The following is a 22,184-nucleotide window of genomic DNA, read 5'->3' as shown; positions in this document are numbered from 1 at the left end:
GACCGTAATACCAAAAAATCACAGGCAGGAGCGCACAGCTTCTGCCTGTTGCTTTAAGCGTTTTCTTTTAGGGAAACCGAAACCACTTTTCACGAATACACTTTCCTTCCTGCCTGTTCCTGTAGGAAACCCGGGACCACTTTCGGGATAAGGCTAACTTCCCTGCGTACTTGCAATCCGAAGACCCGAACCACTTTTCGGGAGTGTTTACGAAGGGCGGCCCGCGAACAAATCCCAGTGAAGTTTGAGGAGATCGTGCTGGTCTCCTGCCTGTCTGGCTCTTCCAAAACCGCCAAATCATAAGGATGCGAATTATGGATGAAAACTGGCTCCCAACACTGAAAACGGACACCCCGCAGGAAGGCTATGAGCTTGCCGTTAAGCTGTCCCGTATGTCCATCAAATTCATGCAGCCGGACGCCGACGTCCGCTCGGCCATGCGGTTGATGTACGAGTACGATACGCAGGCTCTCATCAGCGCCTCGCAAACCATTGCGGAACACTTCCAGACCATCGCGGCAGCTAACGACTATTGGAAATAGCGGCAGCTTGCGTACCAAAGCTTTCCCCGATTGCCAAATGGCCTTCGGGGGAACCGTTTCATACAAATTCACCTTTATCTGACGCGATTTGCACTCATCGCTCTGCGCGCTGGAGGCAGGAAGGACACGAATAACAAGCCGTTTAAGCCCTAACCTGCTGTAATCGCAGAGTACTGCAATGCAGATTCTGGGGTGAAAAAGGGTGGGACATGTCAGATCAAAATCAAATATTTGAAGCGGAAGCTCAGGCATTCTTTTCGGCAAACCCTGATATTGAAAGGCTGGAGGTTCTGTATCTGGGCCTTTGCGGACCTCTCCGTGGCAAGTGGGTGCCAGTCAAAAGTCTGTCTAAATTGATTTCTGGAGAACTGAGCTTTCCGACCGCGACCGCTGGTTTGGATATCTGGGGCCATGATGTTGATGAGATGGCGCTCGCGATTGCCACAGGTGATCCGGATGGCGTGGCGCTGCCGGTTGCGGGCAGTCTGAAGCGCGTTCCCTGGGCAGATACCCCAACCGCGCAGGCGCTGGTGACCCTGACCATGCCGGACCACAAAACACCTAGCCCCTATGATCCAAGAGCTGTTCTGGAAGCCGTGGTCAATCGCTTTTCGAAGGCGGGGCTGACACCCGTTGTTGCAACGGAGCTGGAATTTTATCTCATTGACCGGAAGCTTGGTGAGGCGGGCCACCCGCAGCCGCCAATCATTCCGCACACAACAGAGCGCCTGAGCTCGTCGCAAGTTTTTGATATGGACGTGCTAAGCCAGTTTTCGGGGGTGATTGGCGACATCAACCAAAGCTGTCTTGAGCAGAATATTCCAGCGGACACAACAATTGCCGAGTTTGGCTGCGGACAGTTTGAGGTCAATTTGGTGCACGTTGCTGATGCCCTGAAAGCGGCGGATCTGTGCGTGGAGTTCAAGCGTCTCGTCAAGAACATTGCCCGCAAGCACGGCATGGATGCCACGTTCATGGCCAAACCCTATACGGAATCCACGGGAAATGGTCTGCACCTGCACATAAGCCTACTCAATCAAGCAGGCGAAAACATCTTCAGCGGCTCGCATAAGGAACTGAGCCAACCGCTGAAGCATGCAGTGGGCGGGTTAATGGCGACCATGAAGGACATGCACCTCATTTTTGCGCCCCACGGCAACTCCTATCGCCGTTTCCAGCTTGCCTATTATGCGCCGTCAACCCAGTGCTGGGGTTTTGATCATCGTGGTGTGGCTATTCGTTTGCCACAGACGTCCGGTCCAAATGCCCGTCTGGAACATCGCATAGCCGGAGCGGATGCTAACCCCTATCTGGTGACCGCTGCTGTGCTTCACGGCATTCTGATGGGGCTGGAGCAAAAGCTTGATCCGGGCAAGCCGATCGAAAAACTCGAAGAAATTACGGAGTGCCCACCCCTGACCCAAAGCTGGAAGCAAGCCATCGCTGATTGGAGCAAGAGCGAGCAGGCTAAGACGCTGGGGACCAGTGAGTTCTTCCGGGTGTATCTGGCGGGGCGTAAGAGTGAATGGGAAACCTATGCCTCAACAGTCACCGATTTTGACTGCCAAACTTACCTGCGCAAGGTCTAGCTGCAATCGCTGGGAGCCCCTCGCTTGCACAATCTCCCACTGGATTATTGTACATCTGCTGATATTTCATGCAGTATGCGTCAGAGTAACATTGCGAGTAGGCCACGCTCCAGAACGAAATCTCCAAAAACCTAGGCCCATTTTTCGCAGATCATTTTCTGCCGGTTTTCGGCAACGCCAGACATTTGTGAGAGTAACCTGATGGTTTCTAAGGAAAAAAGCATCGAGACCACCCCGTCGAAAACCCATAACGCCCCTTCGTTGGATGACAAATACACCCAGACCAGTGGTGTTGTCTTCTTGACGGGTAATCAGGCGCTGGTGCGGTTGCCCTTGCAGCAGCGTATGCGCGACGAGCTGGCGGGGCTGAACACGGGTGCGTTCATCTCTGGCTACCGTGGCTCTCCGCTGGGGCGCTACGATATGGAGCTGTGGCGGGCGCAACTGCATCTGGACAAGCACAGCATCGTGTTTCAGCCGGGTGTGAATGAGGATCTGGCGGCAACGGCCATCTGGGGCTCACAGCACGTGGGCAACATGAAGATGCGCACCAAGGATGGTGTGGTCGGTTTCTGGTACGGCAAAACGCCGGGGGTGGACCGTTCCGGTGACGCTTTCCGCCATGCCAACTTTGCCGGCACCCACCCCAAAGGCGGCGTTGTGGCGCTGTGCGGGGATGATCATGCGGCGAAATCCTCCACTGTTGCGGGCCAATCGGATCATGTGTTGATCGCCTCCGGCATTCCGGTGCTTTACCCTGCCAACCCTCAGGACATTCTGGACTACGGTATTCTCGCGGTGGAGATGAGCCGCTACAGCGGATGCTGGGTGGGTCTGAAACTGGTGACAGATGTGGTGGAGAGCGCCTCCAGCGTGGAGGTGGATCTGGACCGCGTTAATGTGGTGAAGCCGGACCTCAAAGACCCGCAGGGCGGCGTCTGGATACGTGAAATTGATATGCCGGTGCAGCAGGAAAAGCGGCTGCTGGAAGAAAAGATCCCGCGCGCACTGGCCTTTGCGCAAGCCAACAATATCAACCAGATCACCCATGCTGCTGTTGAGGCGGAGCTGGGCATCATCGCCTCGGGTAAATCCTATTCTGATCTGCGACAGGCCATGCATGAGCTGGGGCTGACCTCTCTGGAAGCAGAAAAACGCGGCATTCGTATCTTGAAGATCGGTATGGTCTGGCCGCTGGACCCAAAAATCATTGAGACCTTCTCCAAGGGTCTCAAGAAAATCCTTGTAGTGGAAGAAAAGCGCCCTGTTGTTGAGGAGCAGCTCAAATCCATCCTGTTTGATGCCGGTCGCTCGCTGAAGGTGCAGGGCAAGGGGCTGCTGCCCACTGCCGGTGTGCTGGCAGCCAACCAGGTGGCCTCCGCCATTGCTGAGTTTCTGGAGGATGATGCGCTGCGGGCCAAGGTGCCGGTGCCGATCAAGCTTCGGCCCGGTCCTGTGCGCCGTCCTTCCTTCTGCTCCGGTTGTCCGCACAACACCTCCACTAAGGTGCCGGATGGCAGCCGCGCGCTGGCGGGCATCGGCTGTCACACCATTGCGTATATGAATGATCCGGTGAAGACCAAAGCGCCCTCACAAATGGGCGGCGAGGGGATGCACTGGGTGGGGCAGGCACCGTTTACGGACGAGCCGCATGTGTTTGCCAATATGGGCGACGGAACCTACTTCCACTCCGGTTTTCTGGCGATGCGGCAGGCGGTGGCCGCCCACGCCAACATGACCTACAAGCTGCTGGTCAACGGCTTTGTTTCGATGACCGGCGGGCAGCCAGTAGATGGGGAATTGTCGGTGCCACAGCTGATCACCGCGTCGCTCAATGAGGGCGCGACGAAGGTGGTGGTTGTGACCGAGGATGTGGAACGGGTGAAAGCCCAGCATATTCCGGCGGGTATTGAGGTGCACCACAGGCGCCTGCTGGAAGCGGTGCAGCGGGACCTGCGCGAGATGGAAGGTGTGACGGTTCTGATTTACGATCAGGCCTGCGCCACAGAACGCCGCCGCTTGCGCAAGCGCAGCAAGTGGGATGACCCGAAGATCCGCACTTACATTCACCCAGAGATCTGCGAGGGCTGTGGTGATTGCGGCGAGAAGTCCGGCTGTCTTTCCATTGAGCCGCTGGAAACGCCTCTGGGCCGCAAGCGCCAGATCAATCAGTCCACCTGCAACAAGGATTTCTCCTGCGTTGAGGGCTTTTGCCCAAGCTTTGTGACCATTCATGGCGCCGAACCGCGCAAGGCCACTACGCCTGCTGAGCGAGAGATAGAAAGCGTTGGCGACGAGATTTTGACAGAGCCGGAGCTGCCTGCGATCAACGGCTCTACGGGGCTGCTGGTGACTGGTATTGGCGGCACAGGCGTTGTGACCATTGGTGCGATTCTGTCAATGGCCGCGCATCTGGATGGCAGCCGCGTTTCCACGCTGGACCTGACGGGCCTTGCGCAGAAGTACGGGGCGGTGATGACGCATATGCGCATCGCAAAGAGTGCCGATGATTTGCAAAGTGCGCGGTTGGCCGTGGGCGAAGCAGATGTGGTGATTGGTTGTGATCTGGTGGTGACAGCAGGCGATGAGGCACTGACCACCCTGCGCCCCGGTACTGCCCGCGTTGTCGTGAACACGGAAGAAGTGCCGACCATCGACTTTTCGAAAAACCCGGATTGGAACATCAACACACCAAGCCTGAAGGCGCGACTGGAAGAAGCGGTTGCAGACCGGCTGGACTACTTTGACACCACGCAGGCAGCAAAAGAGCTGTGCGGCGATGCCGTGATGGCCAACATGATGCTGTTTGGCGCCGCCTGGCAGAGCGGTCTGATTCCGGTCACGCTTGGCTCCATTCGTCAGGCCATTGAGCTGAACGGAGTAGCTCGCGACAAAAACTTCGAGGCCTTTAACTGGGGCCGCCTGATGGTGCTGGACCCGGAACGGGTTGCCAAAGCGCGGGCGCCAGTGGCGCAAGTGATCAAGCTGGACAGGCCGTTGCCGCTGGAAGAGCTGATTGAGGATCGGGTCAACCGCCTCAAGGATTATCAGGGTACTGGTCTTGGCAAGCTCTATCGGCAAAAACTGGTCGCGCTGAAAAAGGCCGGTGCAGGCGAGCAAATCCTGCGCACCGCCGCCATACAATACTTCCGCCTTCTTGCGCACAAGGATGAGTTTGAAGTGGCCCGCCTGTTCACCCAGCCGCAGTTCATGCAGAGCTTGACGGACACTTTCGAGGGCGATCTGAACGTGCGCTTCCACATCGGCGGCGGTCCCTTTGCCAAAAAGGATCGTGTGACCGGTCTTCCCACGAAGACCGAGTTCGGCCCGTGGATGATGAAGGCGTTTACGGTGATGTCCTTCTTCCGAGGGCTGCGTGGATCGTTCCTTGATCCGTTCCGCAACAATGAGGAGCGGGTGCTGGCGAAGAAGTTGCGTGCGGCATATGAAGCAGACATGGAGATGGTTTGCATGCACCTTGCAGTAGCAGGCGAAAAGCTGGCGCATGATCTGCTGACCTGGCCTGAGAAAGTGCGAGGCTATGGCTATGTACGTGCCGGCAATGCGGAAAAAGCGCTGAAACTGCGCGAACGACGCATATCAACGCTCGCCAACGCAGAGCAGAAGAAAATCCCTGCTTAGTCGTAACTTGCTGAAGAGACACACATAATTGGGGTGATCCTTCGGGTGTCGCCCCTTTTTTGTCGGTGATCTTTACATAGTAACGCAAAGTGGCTCAAGTGGTTTGCAGCGATACTCTGCGGGGAAGACTAGTGTGGAGAGAGAAAGATAAACTGGCAACTTATCGCCGTTTTTCTGGCGCCTCTAAAAATATATTTAGTATATCAGTGGGCGAATTCCGGTCATGCAAAGGTAAATGTAAACTTAATTGCATAACATATATGGATACACCCTAATAGAGATAGCATTTGTGTTTCTGTATTGTAGAAAAGTGGGTTCTATCTCAGGGGAAAAAACTGGTTGAGGTTTATCTAAGCCATAGATCATGGTGCGGTATCCAATTGAATACTATGAAGCTATTTTATTAGTGCTTGTTGTATTTGTGGGGGGGAGAGGGCAGTCAACCCAAGGTGGTTGACCTCCGGCATCATGGGGGGAGCCTGGCAGAACCCATACTGGATTTACAGTATGGTGAAGCAAAAAATGAAATTAAGTCATCGCATTGTCGGCGCATCAGCAGCGATTCTCCTCGTTGTTTCATCGCTTGTGATTTCGATTGGAACCTACCTTTCAATGCAGTCTGCCGAGCAAGATAGCCGCGCGCTGTTCAGCTCCGTCGCGTCCGGTTTGGCCGTGACTGCGCAGGATCTGCTTAAGGAGTCGCAAGTCATTTCGACAACACTTGCAAACACTTACGGCGCGGAGATCAGTAGTGGAAAAGCCTCGCGCGGCAACATCGCCCTCATGACAGAAGCCGCCCTGCGCGGCACCTCGGACATTCTCGGTATCGCAGTGTTTTTGCAGCCTGATGTGGCAGGCAGCGACAGTGATTACATCGGCATGGACTATGCCACCGACATGGGGCAGTTCGCTGCTTACTTCTATCTGGAAGGCAGTAGTGTCCATTCTCTGACAGCAGACATCAACCGTGCTGACGTTCAACGTCGTATGCGCCGTGCCATGGAGCAGAAAAGCCAGTTCGTTACAGAACCTTATGCCTCTGATGTTGAAGGCAAAACCAAGCTATCGGTCTCTGTTCTCGACCCCATTCTTAACGCCAGGGGCGATGTGGTTGGCGTCATGGTCGTCGATGTGGACTTCAGCAAACTTCAGGCGAAAATGGACGCTGCCAGCTCCTACAAAACAGAAAACCTCGCTCTGATCAGCGAAGGGGGGCTATGGGTGAGCCACATCGATCAAGCGTTGCTTGGCAAAAAGGTTGAGCCGATTGTTGAGGACATCCTGAATGGTATCGACGACAAGGCCAACGTGCAGGAGGTTGATAACCGTCTGTTTATTCTGGAAAAATTCCAGCTCGGGAATACTGGTCAGCACTGGTATGCAGCCATGTCTGTTACCTCTGATGAGCTGACTGCTGGTGCCCGCAACATCCGCAATATGGCACTGATGGCGGCGATTGGCGCTGGTCTCGTCGGCTGTCTCTTCCTCTGGTTCATGGGCAATTCCATCGCCAGCCCCATTGTGGACCTGACACAGAGAATGCAGTCTCTGGCTGAGGGCAATGTTTCCGATAGGGTCCTTTATACCGACCGGTCCGATGAAATCGGCCAGATGGCAAATGCGCTGGAGTTTTTCGTAGCTGCTGTCTTCGAACGGGAGACCCTGCAGGAAGTTGCGGACGAGGAACGCAAACGGGAACAGGATCGCCAGCAGCGCGCGCAACAATTGATTGAAGCGTTCTCCGACACTGCAGAAACCACGCTCAGCACCATTCACAGCCGGTTTGATGAGCTGGAGCAGACCTCCAAGCAGCTGGCGGATATTGCCGAGAACACCAATGTGCAGACGACGGCGACCTCTGTGGCCTCTGAAGAAGCCACCGCAAACGTGCAGACTGTCGCCTCAGCCTCCGAGGAGCTTTCAACCTCCATCGCCGAGATCGCGCGGCAGATTGCCCGCACCAACAGCGTGATCATGCAGACCAATACTGCCGCCGAGGCCACTAACGCCAAGGTGCTGGATCTGGATGTAACCGCGCAGCGGATTGGCGAGGTGGTCAATCTCATTCAGGACATAGCCGAGCAGACCAATCTGCTGGCGCTGAACGCTACCATTGAGGCAGCGCGGGCCGGAGAGATGGGCAAAGGCTTTGCCGTTGTGGCAACGGAGGTAAAGGAGCTGGCTGGCCAGACGTCAAGAGCGACGGAAGAGATCTCTCAGCAGATCGCTGCGATTCAGGGATCCTCCAAGGATGCCGTTGAAGCCATTCAGGAAATCACTGGCAGCATCCGGCAGGTCAACGAGTTTGCCTCCAGCATCGCCGCCTCTGTTGAGCAGCAGGGATCGGCCATTGCCGAGATCACCGAGAACGTGCATCAGGCCGCTACAGGCACGCAAAACGTTTCTGAAAATATGGTGCTGGTGGCGCAGGCGGCGGAGCAGACCAACCAGTCCTCTGATCTGGTCTCCAAGACCGCGTCTTCCGTGCGACAGGAGGTTCTTGGCTTGCGTACGCAGATCGACGACTTCCTGCACAAGGTCCAGTCCGTATAACGCTGGTTCTCATACATCCAAAGGGCTGGCAACTGTGTTTTGCCAGCCCTTTTTTCGCCGATTGTGCTGCTCGGGAGGATATTCGCAGCCGCCGCGCATTCGAAACGTACGCTTGTCCAGCCACGACGGCCATATTTTTGCTGCTAATCTCGGCTTCTTAGACGACGCCTAAGGCATTCGATTTCCTACTTGTTTGATTTCTTGGCAAAACCCATCGCTGTCGCCGAGAGTTATTTCGCCCGAAAATACCAGAGGAACACCCAACTCACCGGAGGGGCTACTGGTAGAACAAAGAAGAACACGAGGCGCACTATGTCTGGGATTGCAAAGTTTACTCTGCTTTTTGTTGTGTTCGTTGATCTTATGAACCAGGGGCTCGTCTTTCCCATCCTCAACGCGCTGATTATGGAGCCCGAGGCTGCCTTCCTGAGTCTGGATACCTCTGTCGCCACGCGCCATATCTATTATGGCATTGTGATTGGCCTGTTCTTTCTGGGGTGGTTTGTTGGCGTTTTATATATCGCGAAGATCTCGGATAGCATTGGCCGTAAGCAAGCGCTGGTGATTTGTCTGGTCGGCGCAGTGTTAGGATACGGCATCGCTATATTTGCTATATACATCAACAGCTTCTGGCTTCTTGTTCTTGGTAGGACGATCACGGGATTCGCCGCTGGCAATCAGGCCGTTGCACAAGCAGCCATGATTGATGCAAGCCACAGCGCGCAGGAACGCGACCGGAACATGGGCCTTATCATTACCGGATGTAGCTTCGGGCTGGTGGGTGGTCCACTCATCGGTGCGTTCTTCTCTGACAGTACTTTCATTGGTGACTATGCGAGTTTGACCTTGCCGCTTTACGTTATTGTCGTGCTTGTGCTTATCGCGCTACTGCTCACTGTGGTGTTCTTCCACGATGTGAGGAAGGAGCGCGAACCCTTTGTCTTTCGCATGAGTGATCTTATCAGCGGCATCCAGCGGGTGAGCCAATTCCCGCTTGTGGCTGCACTGTTACCGGTCTTCATCTTCTTTCTCATTTCCATGCAGACCTTTTTTGTCTTTACGGTCAACTACCTGACCAGTGCCTTCGGCTACGGGGTCGTGGGCGGAAGTGTAGCCATGCTGGTGGTTGGTATTGGGCTTGGCATTTCCAGCTCGTTTCTGGTGAAACCCTTTCAGAGCTGGTTCCCACGTAAAAAGATCGTCTATATCGGTTTTGCGATTATGGGCGCTAGCGCCATCCTGTTTTCACTAGTGGGTGTCGCCGTGCTCACGTTTATTCCGTTGTTCGCCTATTTCATGTGCGTTGGCACCGTTTATCCGACCCTGCTCGGCATCTTTTCCAGCAGCGTGGATGAGTATGAACAAGGCTGGGTGATGGGCGTTACCACGTCGCTGATTGCGCTTGTTTCCGGTCTGATGTCGCTGGTGGGCGGTGTCCTGATGAGCATTGACATCAACCTGCCGTTTTATATCTCCTTTGTAGCCGCGATCTCGGCCCTGCTCCTTGTGCTTGCCACCTGGGGCCGTCCGCATCTGCGCAAGATCGTAGACTGAGAGCGCTGAGTTTTAGCCCAACATTCTCCAAGAGGAGTGGGCCCAAATGGTCCTGTAATATTTCGGGCCAAGTTAAGTATAGCACCTAATTTATTTGTCTCTGCTACGGGTCGACTATCTATGTATGAGGCAGGACCTGCAAACAGAATAGCCCGACCACTCAGTGGCAGCTTTGCCGCAGTCTATGCTTCATGAATCTAGTCAATTGGAGGTTCAGATATGTCTATCAAAACAGTCGTCACCCTCACCGACACTGCTGGTGATCAGGTTGCATCCCGCGTGGCCGTTGAACTCTCTAAGCTGACAGATGCCTATCTGATTGGCGTGGTGCCCAACTTCGAGACCACGTTGTACCTGTGCGCAGTAGGGCCGATGCCGCCAGATTATGAGCTGCGATTGCAGGAGCAAGTTGAAGATGCATTGAACAATGCGCAGGCGGTCTTTGGTAAGCACTTTGATACCTCGGGCCTGCAAGGCGAAACCCGCATCACCAACATTAGCCTTGGCGGTACGTTTAACGAGCTGATGCAGCTGGCACGGCTGAGTGATATAACCGTAATCCGGCAGGATGACCCGTCAAAGCCTGAGCCCATGCGCGATGCGATAATTGAAGCTTTAGTGTTTGATACCGGTGTTGCCACGTTGATTGTGCCACACAGCTATGAAAAAGCCTTTGTGCCAAAGAACATCGCTGTGGCGTGGGATGGTTCCGGTCCGGCCTCCAACGCCATCCATGCGTCCATGTCCATGCTGCAAGCCGCCGATACCGTTTCGGTTGTGATGATCGCACCGCACGAGGAACCGAAGCACAGCGACCTTACCGACATTCGCAAGTATTTCGGGCGTCACGGAGTCAACATCAATCTGGAAGTGATGAGCAATGTGACGGGTTCGGTTTCAAAAGCCCTGCTCGACACGGTTGACCGGCTTAACGCCGATATGTTGGTGATGGGGGGCTACAGCCACAGCCGTCTTGCCCAGTACCTGTTGGGTGGGGCAACGCGCCGGGTGCTGCATGAAATGAAGATCCCGGTTCTCATGACCCATTAAGGCAAGGCAAAGGGGGCTCTTCGGCCCTCTTTTTTTGTTGCAAACGCCTCACTAGAAATCTCCCGTGATGTTTTCTACAGGCAATGCAGGGTGTTTTTCCCAAAAGAATGCGGTTCGATTGCCTGTATTACGGAAACAGGTCAGTTTGGCATCACCTAGTGTGGGCATCCTGCACCAAAACTGACGATTGAGGCTGCGCGTTCCACCACGCGCTCAAACTTGGAAATTGCATTGATGAAATTGAGAGAGACTGCCGGTTTAACAGGTCTGCTGGCAGTGGTGATGCTGATTGCGCTGCCCGCACAGGCAGCTGCATTTTCGACCGCGCAGGCCAAGGCGGATTTCCTGAGCGGTCTGTGGCATCCCCTTGGCGGGCTGGATCATGTGCTCACCATGGTGGGAGTTGGCGTCTGGGCGGCGCTGGTTTTAAATAGGAAACGTCTGGTCTGGCCACTGGTGTTTACGCTGGTCATGTTCATGGCGTTCTGGGCACGCTACATCGGCGTTGTTGTGCCATATGTTGAGACCGGCATCCTTGTCTCCGTCATTGTCATCGGCCTGTTGGTGGCCTTTGCCCTTAAGCTGCCCGTTGTGGTGGGTGCGCTGATTGTTGGCGTGTTTGCTGTGTTTCACGGGGCTGCACACGCCAACGAGGCCAATGCAGGAAATCTGCTGATCTACGCTTTCGGCTTCTCCGTCTCCACCTTCGCGCTTGGACTGTCCGGCCTTGGTCTGGGCTCGCTGACGGAATGGAGCAGCGGTAAAATGATCCTGCGTGCCCTTGGCGCCATCACAGCCTTCTTCGGCCTTTATCTGATGTTTGTGGCGTAGGCGGAGCTTTCAGTGGAGAGTTTAGTTTCTGGCTCTTCCTCTTCTCAAGATCATCCCGTTCTGCTTAAGTGAAGGTGCGGTCCTGACCGCACCTTTTTTATTTGCCGATCCTCGAAATTGATTGCGAGTTGGTGATGAGCGGTGGCCGATTGGTGATAGCGCCAGATGTGGTGCACAAGATGCTTGATGCGCAGTTTCCCGAGTGGGCAGGCCTGCCGCTTAAACGCGTTGGGCAAGAGGGCTGGGACAACAACACGTTCCGTTTGGGGGATGACCTGAAGGTGCGTTTGCCCTCTGATGAGCGTTATGTTCCGCAGGTAGAGAAGGAATTTAACTGGCTGCCCAAGCTGGCAAATCAGCTGCCCATTATGGTTCCCGCGCCTGTTGCTCTTGGTAGGCCGTCTGCAGACTATCCGTGGCCGTGGTCCGTCTATCGCTGGATTGACGGAGAGCCTGCTTCCTATAGTTCCATCCGCGACCTTAATCAGTTTGCGAGGGATGTTGCGGCGTATCTACAAGCGCTCTGGAGCGCGGATGTGACGGGTGCACCGCTTGCTGGCAAACACAGCTTTCATCGCGGTGGTGGTCTCATCATCTATGATGATGAGACCCGATTCTGCCTGTCTGGCTTAACTGATGAAATTGATGCAGCGGCGGCGTTGCTGATCTGGGAACAAGCGCTGCAATCCAAATGGAATCAGCCTGCCAGATGGGTACATGGCGATGTTTCCGCGGGCAATTTGCTCGTCAAAAACGGAGCCTTGTGTGCAGCTATTGATTTCGGCTTATGCGCAGTCGGTGATCCGGCCTGTGATCTGGTTATCGCCTGGAAGTTCTTTAGTGCCGATGATCGTGAGGTTTTCAAAACCGCAATAGATTTGGATCAGGCAACCTGGAACCGCGCAATGGGGTGGTCTCTCTGGAAGGCAGCTCGGTCTCTCTACTATTCCAAAAAGGCGAATATCCCTCATCAACAGCGTGCAGCCAGAACCGTAATTGAGGCTGTTTTTTGTGATGCGCGGCATCTTGGCATGCTGACCTGAGACTGAGTGTTGAGGCAAGCGTTGGCGGAAGAGGCTATGTCAAACACGTAGCAGTTGAACTTACCTCGGTCTGAACCTGCCTGAAATTGAAGCTGGCAATTCTTTGCGCACGTTACTCCACATTTATATGGGGACTGGCCTTCAGATCTGAACGATCTCTTAACATGTATGTAAGATATATAATTAACTTGTCCGATTCATTCAGATAGCTAAAGTATATCTCGTCCGGAAATTTCCGCGGACAGTCAGATATGTCGGGCTGGAGGCTTCAATTGGACACCGGGGTTGTAGAGTAAAAAGAGGTTGTTGCTGGTAGGAATACTGCTGATATGAGGTTTACCATGGGGCTGGCATTCGCCTGTGTGGCGCTTGGCAGGCAATATACCGATTATCGAGCGTAACCCAATAAAAAGCCAACAAGATCAATAATTAAGGGCGGAGCGAAAAACGCGATGGACATCCAGAATATTAAAGATATTGCCGAGTTTTCCCGTTGGGATGATGAGACCAAGGCACAGGTGAAAGCAGTCTGGCCACTGCTGGAAGAACACTTCCCTGATATCTTAACGCGATTTTACAAGCATATCGAGAAAACGCCCCGACTCGCTCCGCTTATTGTAGGTAAAACCGACAACCTCCGCAAAACCCAGACCAATCACTGGAAGATGATCTTCAAAGGTGATCTGGACAACGCATATTTTGAGAGTATCGATCGCATTGGTAAGGTCCACGTCAAGATTGGCCTGCCACCGGATTGGCATATTGGCGGCTACAACTTTGTCATGAGTGAAGTCACTCAGCTTCTTGCGAAGAAACACCGTTGGTCTTCTGCCAAACTGGCGAGAGATCTGGCTGCAGTGCAAAAAGTGATCCTGCTCGACATGAGCTTTGCCGTTTCTGCCTATGAAGAAGCGATTCTGGAAGAGCGCGAGCAACGCAGGCAGCACCTGGAACAGGCCATTAAGCAGTTTGAAGACCGCATCACGCAGCATCTGGAACTTTCCGGCGAGCTGAGTGACCAGCTGGTTTCACATATGAAATCGCTGAAGGAGACCTCCGAGCAGAGTTGTGTTTCCGCACAAGCGGCAAACCAGTCCGCCTCTGACACCGCAAACAACATGCAAAATGGCGCTGCCGCCGTTGAGGAAATGGCTGCCACGGTTTCCAATGTTGGCATGCAGGCAAACCACTCAGCAGAAACTGCGCAATCCGTTTCAACCGATGCAGAACGCACCAACGAGACTGTGCTCGGTCTTCAGGGAGCGGTGAACGAAATTGGAGCGGTGACCGAGCTGATCAGCGCCATCGCAGAGCAGACCAACTTGTTGGCCCTCAACGCCACGATCGAAGCGGCACGTGCTGGCAACGCTGGTCGCGGGTTTGCCGTTGTGGCGAGCGAAGTAAAAGAGCTGGCCAGCCAGACAAGTCAGGCCACCAACGAAATCGCAAACAAGATCGGCGCCATTCAGAATGAAACAGCCCTGTGCGTGGATGAAATCTCCTCCATTGTCAGCAAGATTGATGCAGTAAGCAATATCGCAAGTGCAATCGCCGGAGCAGTCGAGCAGCAAGGCGCCGCAACCAACGAGATTTCCTACAATATTCAGGCCGCCTCAACGAGTGCTTCAGGAACCACCGAGGAAGTGACTGGTATCTTCAACAACACCAACTCCTCCCTCAAAGTTGTGAGTGCCACCGTTGAAGTGACAGATGAAATCCACCGCGAAGCGCAAAGCATACGGCAGGAAATTTCCAGCTTCTTCGAAAACATCAAAGCGGCGTAGAAAATGATGCTATCGGTACACCGCTGCCCTGAGGTGGTGTACCGATAGGTCTTTCTTGCTGCGAAGGGGAATGACCAACTCATGACGGCATTCCCTTCCCACATCACATAAGCGGGGCAGACCAAAGCACCATGCCAGTTTCGGACAAGACAGTTGAGTCAGACTGTACGGAACTGTTTCTGTGTAATCGGGTGCAAACCAATGGATACCAACCTTCGTTTCTCAATGCTCAATCGCGACCTTCCTGCCGCAATTGACCGGAAGGGCAAAGACCCAATGGTTGCGCGCGAGGTTCAATATTACCAAGAGAACTTCAGTAAGGTTGAGACTGTAGACGATCTGCTCGACGATTACCGCCTTTATACTTTCATGATGAAAACCATGGGCATGGAAGACATGGCCTATGCAAAGGGCATGGTTCGAAAAGCTCTAGTGGAAGGCACGGAAGATCCCGAAGCACTTGCAAACACGTTGGATGATGGTCGCTTCAAGGAGTTGGCTGAGACCTTCCCTTTCAACAAGGATGGCACCATCAAGGGTAAGATGGATTGGACCGATGAAAACCTTGATGAAAAGATTGTCCGCTACACCAACGTTCCGGGTGAAGAGATAGACGACGTCGACCGGCTGGCGGACTATTTTCAGCAAAAGATGCCGAGAAAAGATGTGATCTTCCACGTACAGCTCCTGGCAGACCCCGCGCTCTATAAAGTCGTAGCGTCCGCGTTTGATGTTCCCTCCGAGATTATTGATGGTCCAAAAGAAGAACGCATCGCTTGGTTTGAAGAGAACATCGATCTTGATGAATTAAAAAAGCCGGCAGAATTGAAGGATACAATTGCCAAGTACCGGGACAATGTAGAAACGCGCGCGGAAGAAAACACTAAGGATATTATTGAGCGATATATTCAGGTGAATTTTGAAGCGGAGGAGGGGGAGCAGAACGAAGGTGTCCGGATGGCGCTCAACTTCCAACGGACGGCTGGAGATATCACAAGCGCCTTTGATATTCTTGGATCTCCCGCGCTGTATCAGGTTGTTCGGACAGTGCTTGGCATGTCTGAATCAATGGTTGGAACAGATATCGACAGGCAAGCTGCTGTCATTAATGAGAAATTTGATATCGAGAAGTTTCAGGATCCGGAAGAGGTTGAGAAGTTCGTCAAAAAGTTTGTTGTTTTGTATGATGGCCTGAATGGCGCAGCTGACGTCCCGACTGTGCAACTTTTTGCTGGCAATCCCGCTGCTGGAATCTCTGAAAGTGTTCTGACTGCTGTTAACGCGCTCAAATTTGGCGGCTAGGCCCTCGCGACACAGTTCCTATCGGTCCCAAACGTCTTCCAGACCCTTTCTAACGGCGTATTGGACGAGCCTGTTGGGCTTGGCGAGGAGGGATTTTAGGTGACGGCTCTTTGAGATGTCGCGTTGCAGCTCAAAAAGGGTTGCGGCGCTTTCGGTGTCATCAATGCGCATGGCCTGATCAAAGAGCACACCGAAGGCATGGGCCAGCGCCTTTTTGTTGAACTTCTCCCTATGCTTCAGCAGGAATACCTTGATCTGCTCGATATCCATGGAGTTCAATGGTTTACGGTCAACAAAGGCCTTTTTGTTGCAGTAGTAATCCTGTCGTATTGGCATCAAGCGATCGCGAACGAACTGATCCTCGATGGCATCCAGGTCAAACTCGTCATGCATTTGCTCCAGCGGATCGCGTTTCCCGGCCCGACATTGCTGCACGCTGATTTCCGCCAGTTCGGTTGCGTAAAAATACTTCCAGAAACTGTCGGTCAGATTGTCTTTTGGGGGGAAGTTGCGGCAGGCCACCAGATGTTCGGGCAAGTTGGCGAAGGAGTATCTGTCCTGCGCCCGCAGCCAAAGATCATAATCCTGACAGATACTGAAGATTACTCGGTATCCGCCCAGATCCAGAAGTGCCCGGCGGCGGATCATCATGGAGGGATGTAGGAAGGAGATCTGGCCGCGGTCAAGATGGGCCTTGATCTCAAGATCATCCTCCGGAAACTCAATGGATGTGCCGATCTCTCCCGTCTCATTGATGTGGTGGGCGAACGTGCCAAGAAACGAGATATCCGGATTCTCCTTGAGGAATCCGATTTGTCTGGCAAAGCGATTTTGCATGCATAGGTCGCTGCCATCCATACAAGCGATGTAGACGCCACTGGCCTGCGATATGCCATAGTTCAGCGCCGCAGCTATTCCGAGATGAGGTGATTGCAGTAGCTTGAAGCGTTCATCAACTGCGGCGATACCAGCGCATACCTGATCGGAACCATCGGAGGAATGGTCGTTCACCATCAGGACCTCAAAATGCGGATAGTTCTGGTACTTTATGCTCTGCAAGGCGGGCAGAAGATATTTGCTGCAATTTTGAACCGGAAGAACGACACTGATCTCCACAATACCAACCTCTTCGAGTATTCGTGAATCTGCAATGGGGCACGCGCGTCAAATCTACCAGCTTCCGATCCCGGTTTATTCCGGCAGATCTGCTTGGTTATTGCGCAAGGTATGACTTATTCAGAGAAAGTCCCGTTTGCCCTGAACGAGCATTGACGGCTATTCAGTAGCAAACTGCATGTGGCTTTCTGTCTGGAGAGGAAGTCAACCTTTGCCAATCCGGGTCGCTCGCATTATGAGAGGGGTAAGATTTACTGCTTGCTGAATTGAGGCAATTTGAAATGCGTATCTTTAAACAGATGGTCCTTGATCCGATCCTGAGCGTGAAGGACACGCTGGAGAACTTCTCCTCCGGCAAACGGGTCACACCGGACATGGAAGCTCTGCGCAATACATCGGATACGGATCTTCTCTTTCAGGTTTGGAACGGGAAAGGTGAGGACCTTTCCATGTTCACGCAAAGGTACATCGCTTTGATCGGAGAGCAGGCTCTGCGCCAGTCCCTGAAAGATGCGCTGGAGGCTTACGGATCAGCGCAGGAAATCAGCGAAGAAACGCAAAAGAACGCCTTATTTCTCAAAACAGCGCAGTTTGAAATGACCGTGCTGCTGGAGCGGGAAAGATCCGGCAAGATCACAAGCTTGCTTATCAAGCCTGCACTGTATCTGGTGGAAAGCCTCGACGAGTGCCTTTCACAGATGCAAGAGGTTGCGGCTTCGTCCAGCCTGCTTATTCGTAGGGATGGGGCGGAATTCTTCAGCAAAGATGCAGAGACGCCGCTTGCGATTGGTCCGGCATTCAAGGTGTTTGTCATGCAGGAACTGGTGCGCCGGGTGAACAGTGGTGCGCTGAAGTGGAACCAGAAGGTAAAGCTGGACAAGGAACTGCAGTCCCATCCGGCAAGCAGCCTATATGCCAAGATGAGTGGCGGGACGGTGAAGCTGGATGTGGTTGCCCAGCATATGATGGCAGCCTCCGACAACTCGGCAGCGGATGTGGTGCTCAACCTTATTGGAGCCGAGTCCTTGGAAACATGCGAGGAACGAACCCCATTTCTGACCTCGCGCCAGTTCTATCAGTTAAAGGCGGATCCAAAGCTTGCTGAAGGATACGGTCGGGCAGGCACGGCAAAGCGCCGGAGAATTCTGGAGAAACTTCAAAACCGCCCGTTACCTGCTCTCGAGGATGTCACAGATCCATGTCTGGCAGGCGTGGAATGGTATGCAAGCGGGCAAGAGTTGTGTGATGTGATTGGTGAGATTGCAGATGAAAAGGCTATGGCTCTCAATCCGGGTCTTGCTGAGAAGGCGGACTGGCAACGCATTGCATTCAAAGCCGGAGGTGAAGTGGGCGTTTTGAACTTCACCTATGACCTAAAAGGCTTGAATGGCACGCACTGGCAAATCGCGTTGACGTGGAATGACGAGAACCCTCTGCCGGAAGGCACGCTTATCGGCCTTACCAACAAGCTGCTGCAGGAGCTGAAGAGCCTATAGCTTGTGCAGTACCATATCCTCAGGCTGCATCAGTTCAATACGGTTACCGAAAGGATCAAAGGTGGTCTTTCTCAGGTAGCCGTTGAAGGTGGTGCCGTTTGAGACCTCATAGTCAGCGGCAAGCAGGCGCTTGCTAAGCTTGGCGAGGTTGTCTACGACGAAGGCTGGGTGACCCACTTTATTGGCCACAAACGGGTCTTGCTCGCTCAGGTGCAGATTGACGGAGCCTGCTGTAAACCAGCCGCCTTTTCGCGTCGTGATCATTCCGGGCCTGTCAATTTCCTCAAACCCCAACAGGCCCACGTAAAACTCGCGGGCCAGCTTGTCGCCATCCGGAGGGATGGGAAGATTGACGTGCTCCAGTCTGAGAATGGTCATCTGCGAATGCTCCTGTGCCGAGGTGCGCCTGCTTGCATAACTCAGTCTCTAGCATACACAGAATATCGTCGCGTTTGCGGAAAACGGAAGATTCTCTATTTATTGCTCAAACCTGATGTGGATGCTCAGGCGGTTTTCTGCATAAGTTCAATGCGGTTGCCAAATGGGTCCTCGGTAAATTTGCGCAGGTAACCGGGCAGGGGCTTGTCGTCCTTCAAAACAGCGCCAGCTGCTTCAAGACGGGCTACTGTTTCGTCCAGATCATCCAACAGGAACGCCGGATGAGCCTTTTTGTTTGGTGTAAACGGGTCCTCGACGCCAACGTGCAGGTTGACTGTGCCAGCTGTGAACCATACCCCGCCACGGCCTTGTAAAGATGCCGGTTTTTCGACCTCGGTAAAGCCAAGCAGGCCGATGAAGAAGGCGCGTGCAGCCTCTTCTTCTCCGGCAGGGATGGTCATCTGGATGTGATCGAGCGCAATAATGCCCATAAAGAAATCTCCTCAAATATGGTTTTGGAAGTGCCGCATCCACCCGTGAGGAGCCGAGCACTATTTGAAAGCAGGGGGCCGTTTTTCGAGGAATGCGTTCAAGCCTTCCTTGTGGTTTTCCGAATAGCCCGCCCTGCGCTGCATCTCCGCTTCACGCGTGAGCTGGTCTTCCAGCGTGCTGTCAGCTGATGCCTGTATCAAGTATTTGGTCATGGCATAGGCCGATGTCGGGCCTTTGGCAAGATCGCGCGCAAGGTTTAGGGCCACATCCTGCAGTTGTTCATCCTCAACGGCTTCCCAGACCAGCCCCCAGTCTGCCGCACGGTCTGCTGTTAGCGGCTTTCCAGTCAGCATCAGCCCCTTGGCGCGCACCTCGCCAACCATGCGGGGCAGGTGGAAGGAGGCACCGGCGCCGGGTACAAGACCCAAGCGGCTGAACGCGTGGATGAACTTGGCGCTTTTGGCCGCAATGACCATGTCACAGGCAAACACCAGACCGTTTCCGGCCCCTGTCGCGATGCCGTTCACCGCGCAGATGACTGGCTTTTTCATCTGGCGGATGCAATGGATGATTGGGGTGTAGTGCTGCGTCAGCACCTCGCCCAGATCCGGCTTTTTGCCAGAACTGTCAGGCAGGATGTCGTTGAGGTCCTGACCAGTACAAAAGGCGCGGCCTGTTCCGGTCAGAATGACTGAGCGCACCTGTGGATCATCCTGTGCCCCTTGCAGGGCGGAGAGCAGCTCCGTGCGCATGTCTGGCGAGAGGGCATTCAGCTTGTCTGGTCGATTGAGGGTTATTCTCAAAACACCGTTAAGCTGTTCTTTTAATAGGGTTTCCTGCGCCATCTCATCTCGCTTGATACATCGGTTTACTTATTTCTGCGGGGATACTACCCAATTGATCGGGCCGCGCCCATAAGTCATTTGGTCGTAACGCTGTGCTTTCGGCTCTCGACGATGTGCTGGATAAAGGCACGGATTCGTTTGGGCCTGTGTTTGCGGGCCGGGGTGACGATATAGAGTGGCACTCTGGGCAGCTCCAGTGTGGTCTTCAGCTGGATCAGTTGGCCTTGCTCCACCTCTTGCTGACAAAGGGTAAGCGGCAGCACTGCGATGCAATCCTTTGATAAAGCGAGCTGTTTCACCAAACGCAGGTTGGTGGTCTCAATGAAAGAGGCACGCGGGGAATTCGCGGAAAACTCAGCGAGGAAGTGACCGGGGTCCATTAGCGGGAAGCTGCTGATGTTTTCTTCGGTAATGAGCTTTTGCGGCTTTCGGGAAAAAAGCCCAACAAGGTCATAGGCATATCGCTGCGCGATCAAATTGTCTTCGCCCGGTTTCCTTGCGCGGATTGCAAGGTCGAAATGCTCAGCCACCAGATCAACCGTGCTGTCACTCATGTCTACATAGAAGGAGACCTTGGGGTGTTTGTCGGCAAAGCTGCCGAGTAAGGCGTGGAGTGTCTGTACTGGATAATCAATTGGCACAGAAAGTCGAATATTTCCCGATATTTCGTCTTTCTCCAGCAGATCGCTCTCTGCCTGCTGCAGGGCCTGCAGAGCCGGCTCACACTGCTGCAAAAAACGCTCACCCTCCTGGGTTAGCGATACGCGCCGTGTGGTGCGGTGGAGCAGTTGAACGCCGAGCCGCTCCTCCAACGCCTGCACGCGGGCGGTGACGGTGGAGCGAGGGATTTGCAGGTGTTCCGCAGTCGCCGCGAAGGAGTTCAGGCGTGCGACCTCCACAAAGGTTTGTAGCTGGGTGAGGTTCGTCATTATCCAATAAAGTCGCTTAATAGTGACAGAATTATCTGAATACTCTGGTTGGCCAGAGTTTGCTAGTCCTAAGCCCATATTAGAAATGGGTGACATAATGAACAGACGTGATTTCTTTGGTTTGAGTGCAACAACAGCGCTTGCTTCTGCCGTTGCTCTGCCGGTTCTTGCAGACACAAAATCATCGGGGAAAGCGATTGGTGGTTCAGAAGGAATGCTTCAGATCCAATGGCTTGGCGGAGCAACCATGCTCATCAGCTTTGATGGGGTTACACTGCTTACGGACCCGGCGTTTGGTATTGGCGAGCAGGCAATCATGATGCCGGACCCCAACGAGATGTTCGAGCTTGCCAAAGGTCCAAAAATTAGACCGATGGCTCGGTTTGGCCCATTGTCTGAATTTGATCTCGAAACGGTATCTGCCGTCCTCATAAGCCATGCGCATCCGGACCACTTTGATGCAGTAGCCGAAGCGCAGATTGCCTCTGACATGCCGTTGGTCGCTACGGAGTTTGACAAGAAGGCTATTGCAGAAAAAGGATTTACCAGCATCTCCACCCTGTCTTCGGGTGAGCATATGTGGCTCCCGACCCAATCCGGCCAGATCACCATCACAGCGGTGCCCGCCATGCACTCGGAGAATGCGGGGGTCCTGAAGATCCTTGGGCCGGGCAACGGATATTTTTTCGAGTTCGAGGCAGGGAACTATCGCAAGACCCTTTACTGGACGGGCGATACCTTCCCTACAGAGGACGTGATCAACGCAGTGCAAGTTCTTGGCGAAATTGATGTTCTCGTTCCACATGTGGGCGGCGTTGGGAGCACCGGCGCTCTGGGTAAAATCAGCATGGAAGCGACGGACGTGGTAAAGATGGTGGACCGCCTTAAGCCCAAAAGCGTCCTCCCAATCCACCACTCAACCTTCGACCTGTTCCTGGAACCCATCTGGAAACTGGCCCAAGCCATGGACCAACACGACGCCAACCTTGATGTAATCGCGGAGGGCAGCCGGATTCAATACGCTTAGATGGAAACTGG

General features: G+C 53.8%; 17 protein-coding genes. 12 read left to right on the top strand and 5 right to left on the bottom strand.

The window, feature by feature from the left end:
- Positions 1-314: 314 nt before the first annotated feature.
- From IE076_RS16285 to IE076_RS16240, 10 genes are all read left to right on the top strand, one after another.
- On the top strand, positions 315-542 hold the full coding sequence (locus IE076_RS16285) for a hexameric tyrosine-coordinated heme protein (RefSeq protein WP_189437847.1): 228 nt from the start codon (positions 315-317) through the stop codon (positions 540-542).
- A 209-nt stretch (positions 543-751) separates the two neighbouring features.
- Positions 752-2,131, top strand: coding sequence for a glutamine synthetase family protein (locus IE076_RS16280; protein WP_189437846.1), 1,380 nt, complete (start codon positions 752-754; stop codon positions 2,129-2,131).
- A 201-nt stretch (positions 2,132-2,332) separates the two neighbouring features.
- Entirely contained in the window at positions 2,333-5,773 is a 3,441-nt protein-coding gene (locus IE076_RS16275; RefSeq protein ID WP_189437845.1) for an indolepyruvate ferredoxin oxidoreductase family protein, read from the top strand.
- Positions 5,774-6,295: 522 nt separating this feature from the next.
- Positions 6,296-8,326, top strand: a complete 2,031-nt coding sequence (locus IE076_RS16270; protein WP_209009192.1) for a methyl-accepting chemotaxis protein — start codon at positions 6,296-6,298, stop codon at positions 8,324-8,326.
- A gap of 312 nt (positions 8,327-8,638) precedes the next feature.
- Positions 8,639-9,880: an MFS transporter gene (locus tag IE076_RS16265; RefSeq protein ID WP_189437843.1), complete on the top strand. Its 1,242-nt coding sequence runs from the start codon at positions 8,639-8,641 to the stop codon at positions 9,878-9,880.
- Positions 9,881-10,099: 219 nt separating this feature from the next.
- A complete protein-coding gene (locus IE076_RS16260) occupies positions 10,100-10,930 on the top strand; it encodes a universal stress protein (RefSeq protein ID WP_189437842.1) in 831 nt (276 codons plus the stop codon).
- Positions 10,931-11,164: 234 nt separating this feature from the next.
- Positions 11,165-11,761 (top strand): HupE/UreJ family protein, encoded by a 597-nt coding sequence (locus IE076_RS16255; RefSeq protein WP_189437841.1) that lies wholly within the window; start codon positions 11,165-11,167, stop codon positions 11,759-11,761.
- A 134-nt stretch (positions 11,762-11,895) separates the two neighbouring features.
- Positions 11,896-12,804, top strand: coding sequence for an aminoglycoside phosphotransferase family protein (locus tag IE076_RS16250; RefSeq protein WP_189437840.1), 909 nt, complete (start codon positions 11,896-11,898; stop codon positions 12,802-12,804).
- A 452-nt stretch (positions 12,805-13,256) separates the two neighbouring features.
- Positions 13,257-14,588, top strand: coding sequence for a globin-coupled sensor protein (locus IE076_RS16245; protein WP_189437839.1), 1,332 nt, complete (start codon positions 13,257-13,259; stop codon positions 14,586-14,588).
- Positions 14,589-14,789: 201 nt separating this feature from the next.
- Positions 14,790-15,890 carry a DUF1217 domain-containing protein gene (locus IE076_RS16240; protein WP_189437838.1) on the top strand — a complete coding sequence of 367 codons (1,101 nt, stop codon included), beginning with the start codon at positions 14,790-14,792 and terminating at the stop codon, positions 15,888-15,890.
- Between the two features lie 18 nt (positions 15,891-15,908).
- Here IE076_RS16240 and IE076_RS16235 read toward each other — a convergent pair whose 3' ends face one another.
- Positions 15,909-17,006, bottom strand: a complete 1,098-nt coding sequence (locus tag IE076_RS16235) for a glycosyltransferase family 2 protein (protein ID WP_189437837.1) — start codon at positions 17,004-17,006, stop codon at positions 15,909-15,911.
- 281 nt (positions 17,007-17,287) lie between these two features.
- Between IE076_RS16235 and IE076_RS16230 the strand changes: the two genes are divergently transcribed.
- Positions 17,288-18,502: a serine hydrolase gene (locus tag IE076_RS16230; RefSeq protein ID WP_189437836.1), complete on the top strand. Its 1,215-nt coding sequence runs from the start codon at positions 17,288-17,290 to the stop codon at positions 18,500-18,502.
- On the opposite strand, the gene IE076_RS16225 is transcribed toward IE076_RS16230, so the two are convergent.
- The 4 genes from IE076_RS16225 to IE076_RS16210 form a co-directional block, all read right to left on the bottom strand.
- Complete coding sequence (locus IE076_RS16225) at positions 18,497-18,880, bottom strand: VOC family protein (RefSeq protein WP_189437835.1); 384 nt, start codon at positions 18,878-18,880, stop codon at positions 18,497-18,499. The two genes, IE076_RS16230 and IE076_RS16225, sit on opposite strands and share 6 nt — an antisense overlap.
- 125 nt (positions 18,881-19,005) lie before the next feature.
- Positions 19,006-19,371 (bottom strand): VOC family protein, encoded by a 366-nt coding sequence (locus IE076_RS16220; RefSeq protein WP_189437834.1) that lies wholly within the window; start codon positions 19,369-19,371, stop codon positions 19,006-19,008.
- A 60-nt stretch (positions 19,372-19,431) separates the two neighbouring features.
- Positions 19,432-20,217, bottom strand: coding sequence for an enoyl-CoA hydratase-related protein (locus tag IE076_RS16215; RefSeq protein WP_189437833.1), 786 nt, complete (start codon positions 20,215-20,217; stop codon positions 19,432-19,434).
- Between the two features lie 74 nt (positions 20,218-20,291).
- Positions 20,292-21,146, bottom strand: a complete 855-nt coding sequence (locus IE076_RS16210) for a LysR family transcriptional regulator (RefSeq protein ID WP_189437832.1) — start codon at positions 21,144-21,146, stop codon at positions 20,292-20,294.
- A gap of 97 nt (positions 21,147-21,243) precedes the next feature.
- Between IE076_RS16210 and IE076_RS16205 the strand changes: the two genes are divergently transcribed.
- Entirely contained in the window at positions 21,244-22,173 is a 930-nt protein-coding gene (locus tag IE076_RS16205; RefSeq protein ID WP_209009191.1) for an MBL fold metallo-hydrolase, read from the top strand.
- Positions 22,174-22,184 lie beyond the last annotated feature (11 nt).

The organism is Pseudovibrio japonicus, assembly GCF_014651595.1.
GTDB lineage: Bacteria > Pseudomonadota > Alphaproteobacteria > Rhizobiales > Stappiaceae > Pseudovibrio > Pseudovibrio japonicus.
The sequence above is the reverse complement of the archived record's forward strand: the minus strand, read 5'-3'. Positions and strand labels throughout refer to the sequence as shown.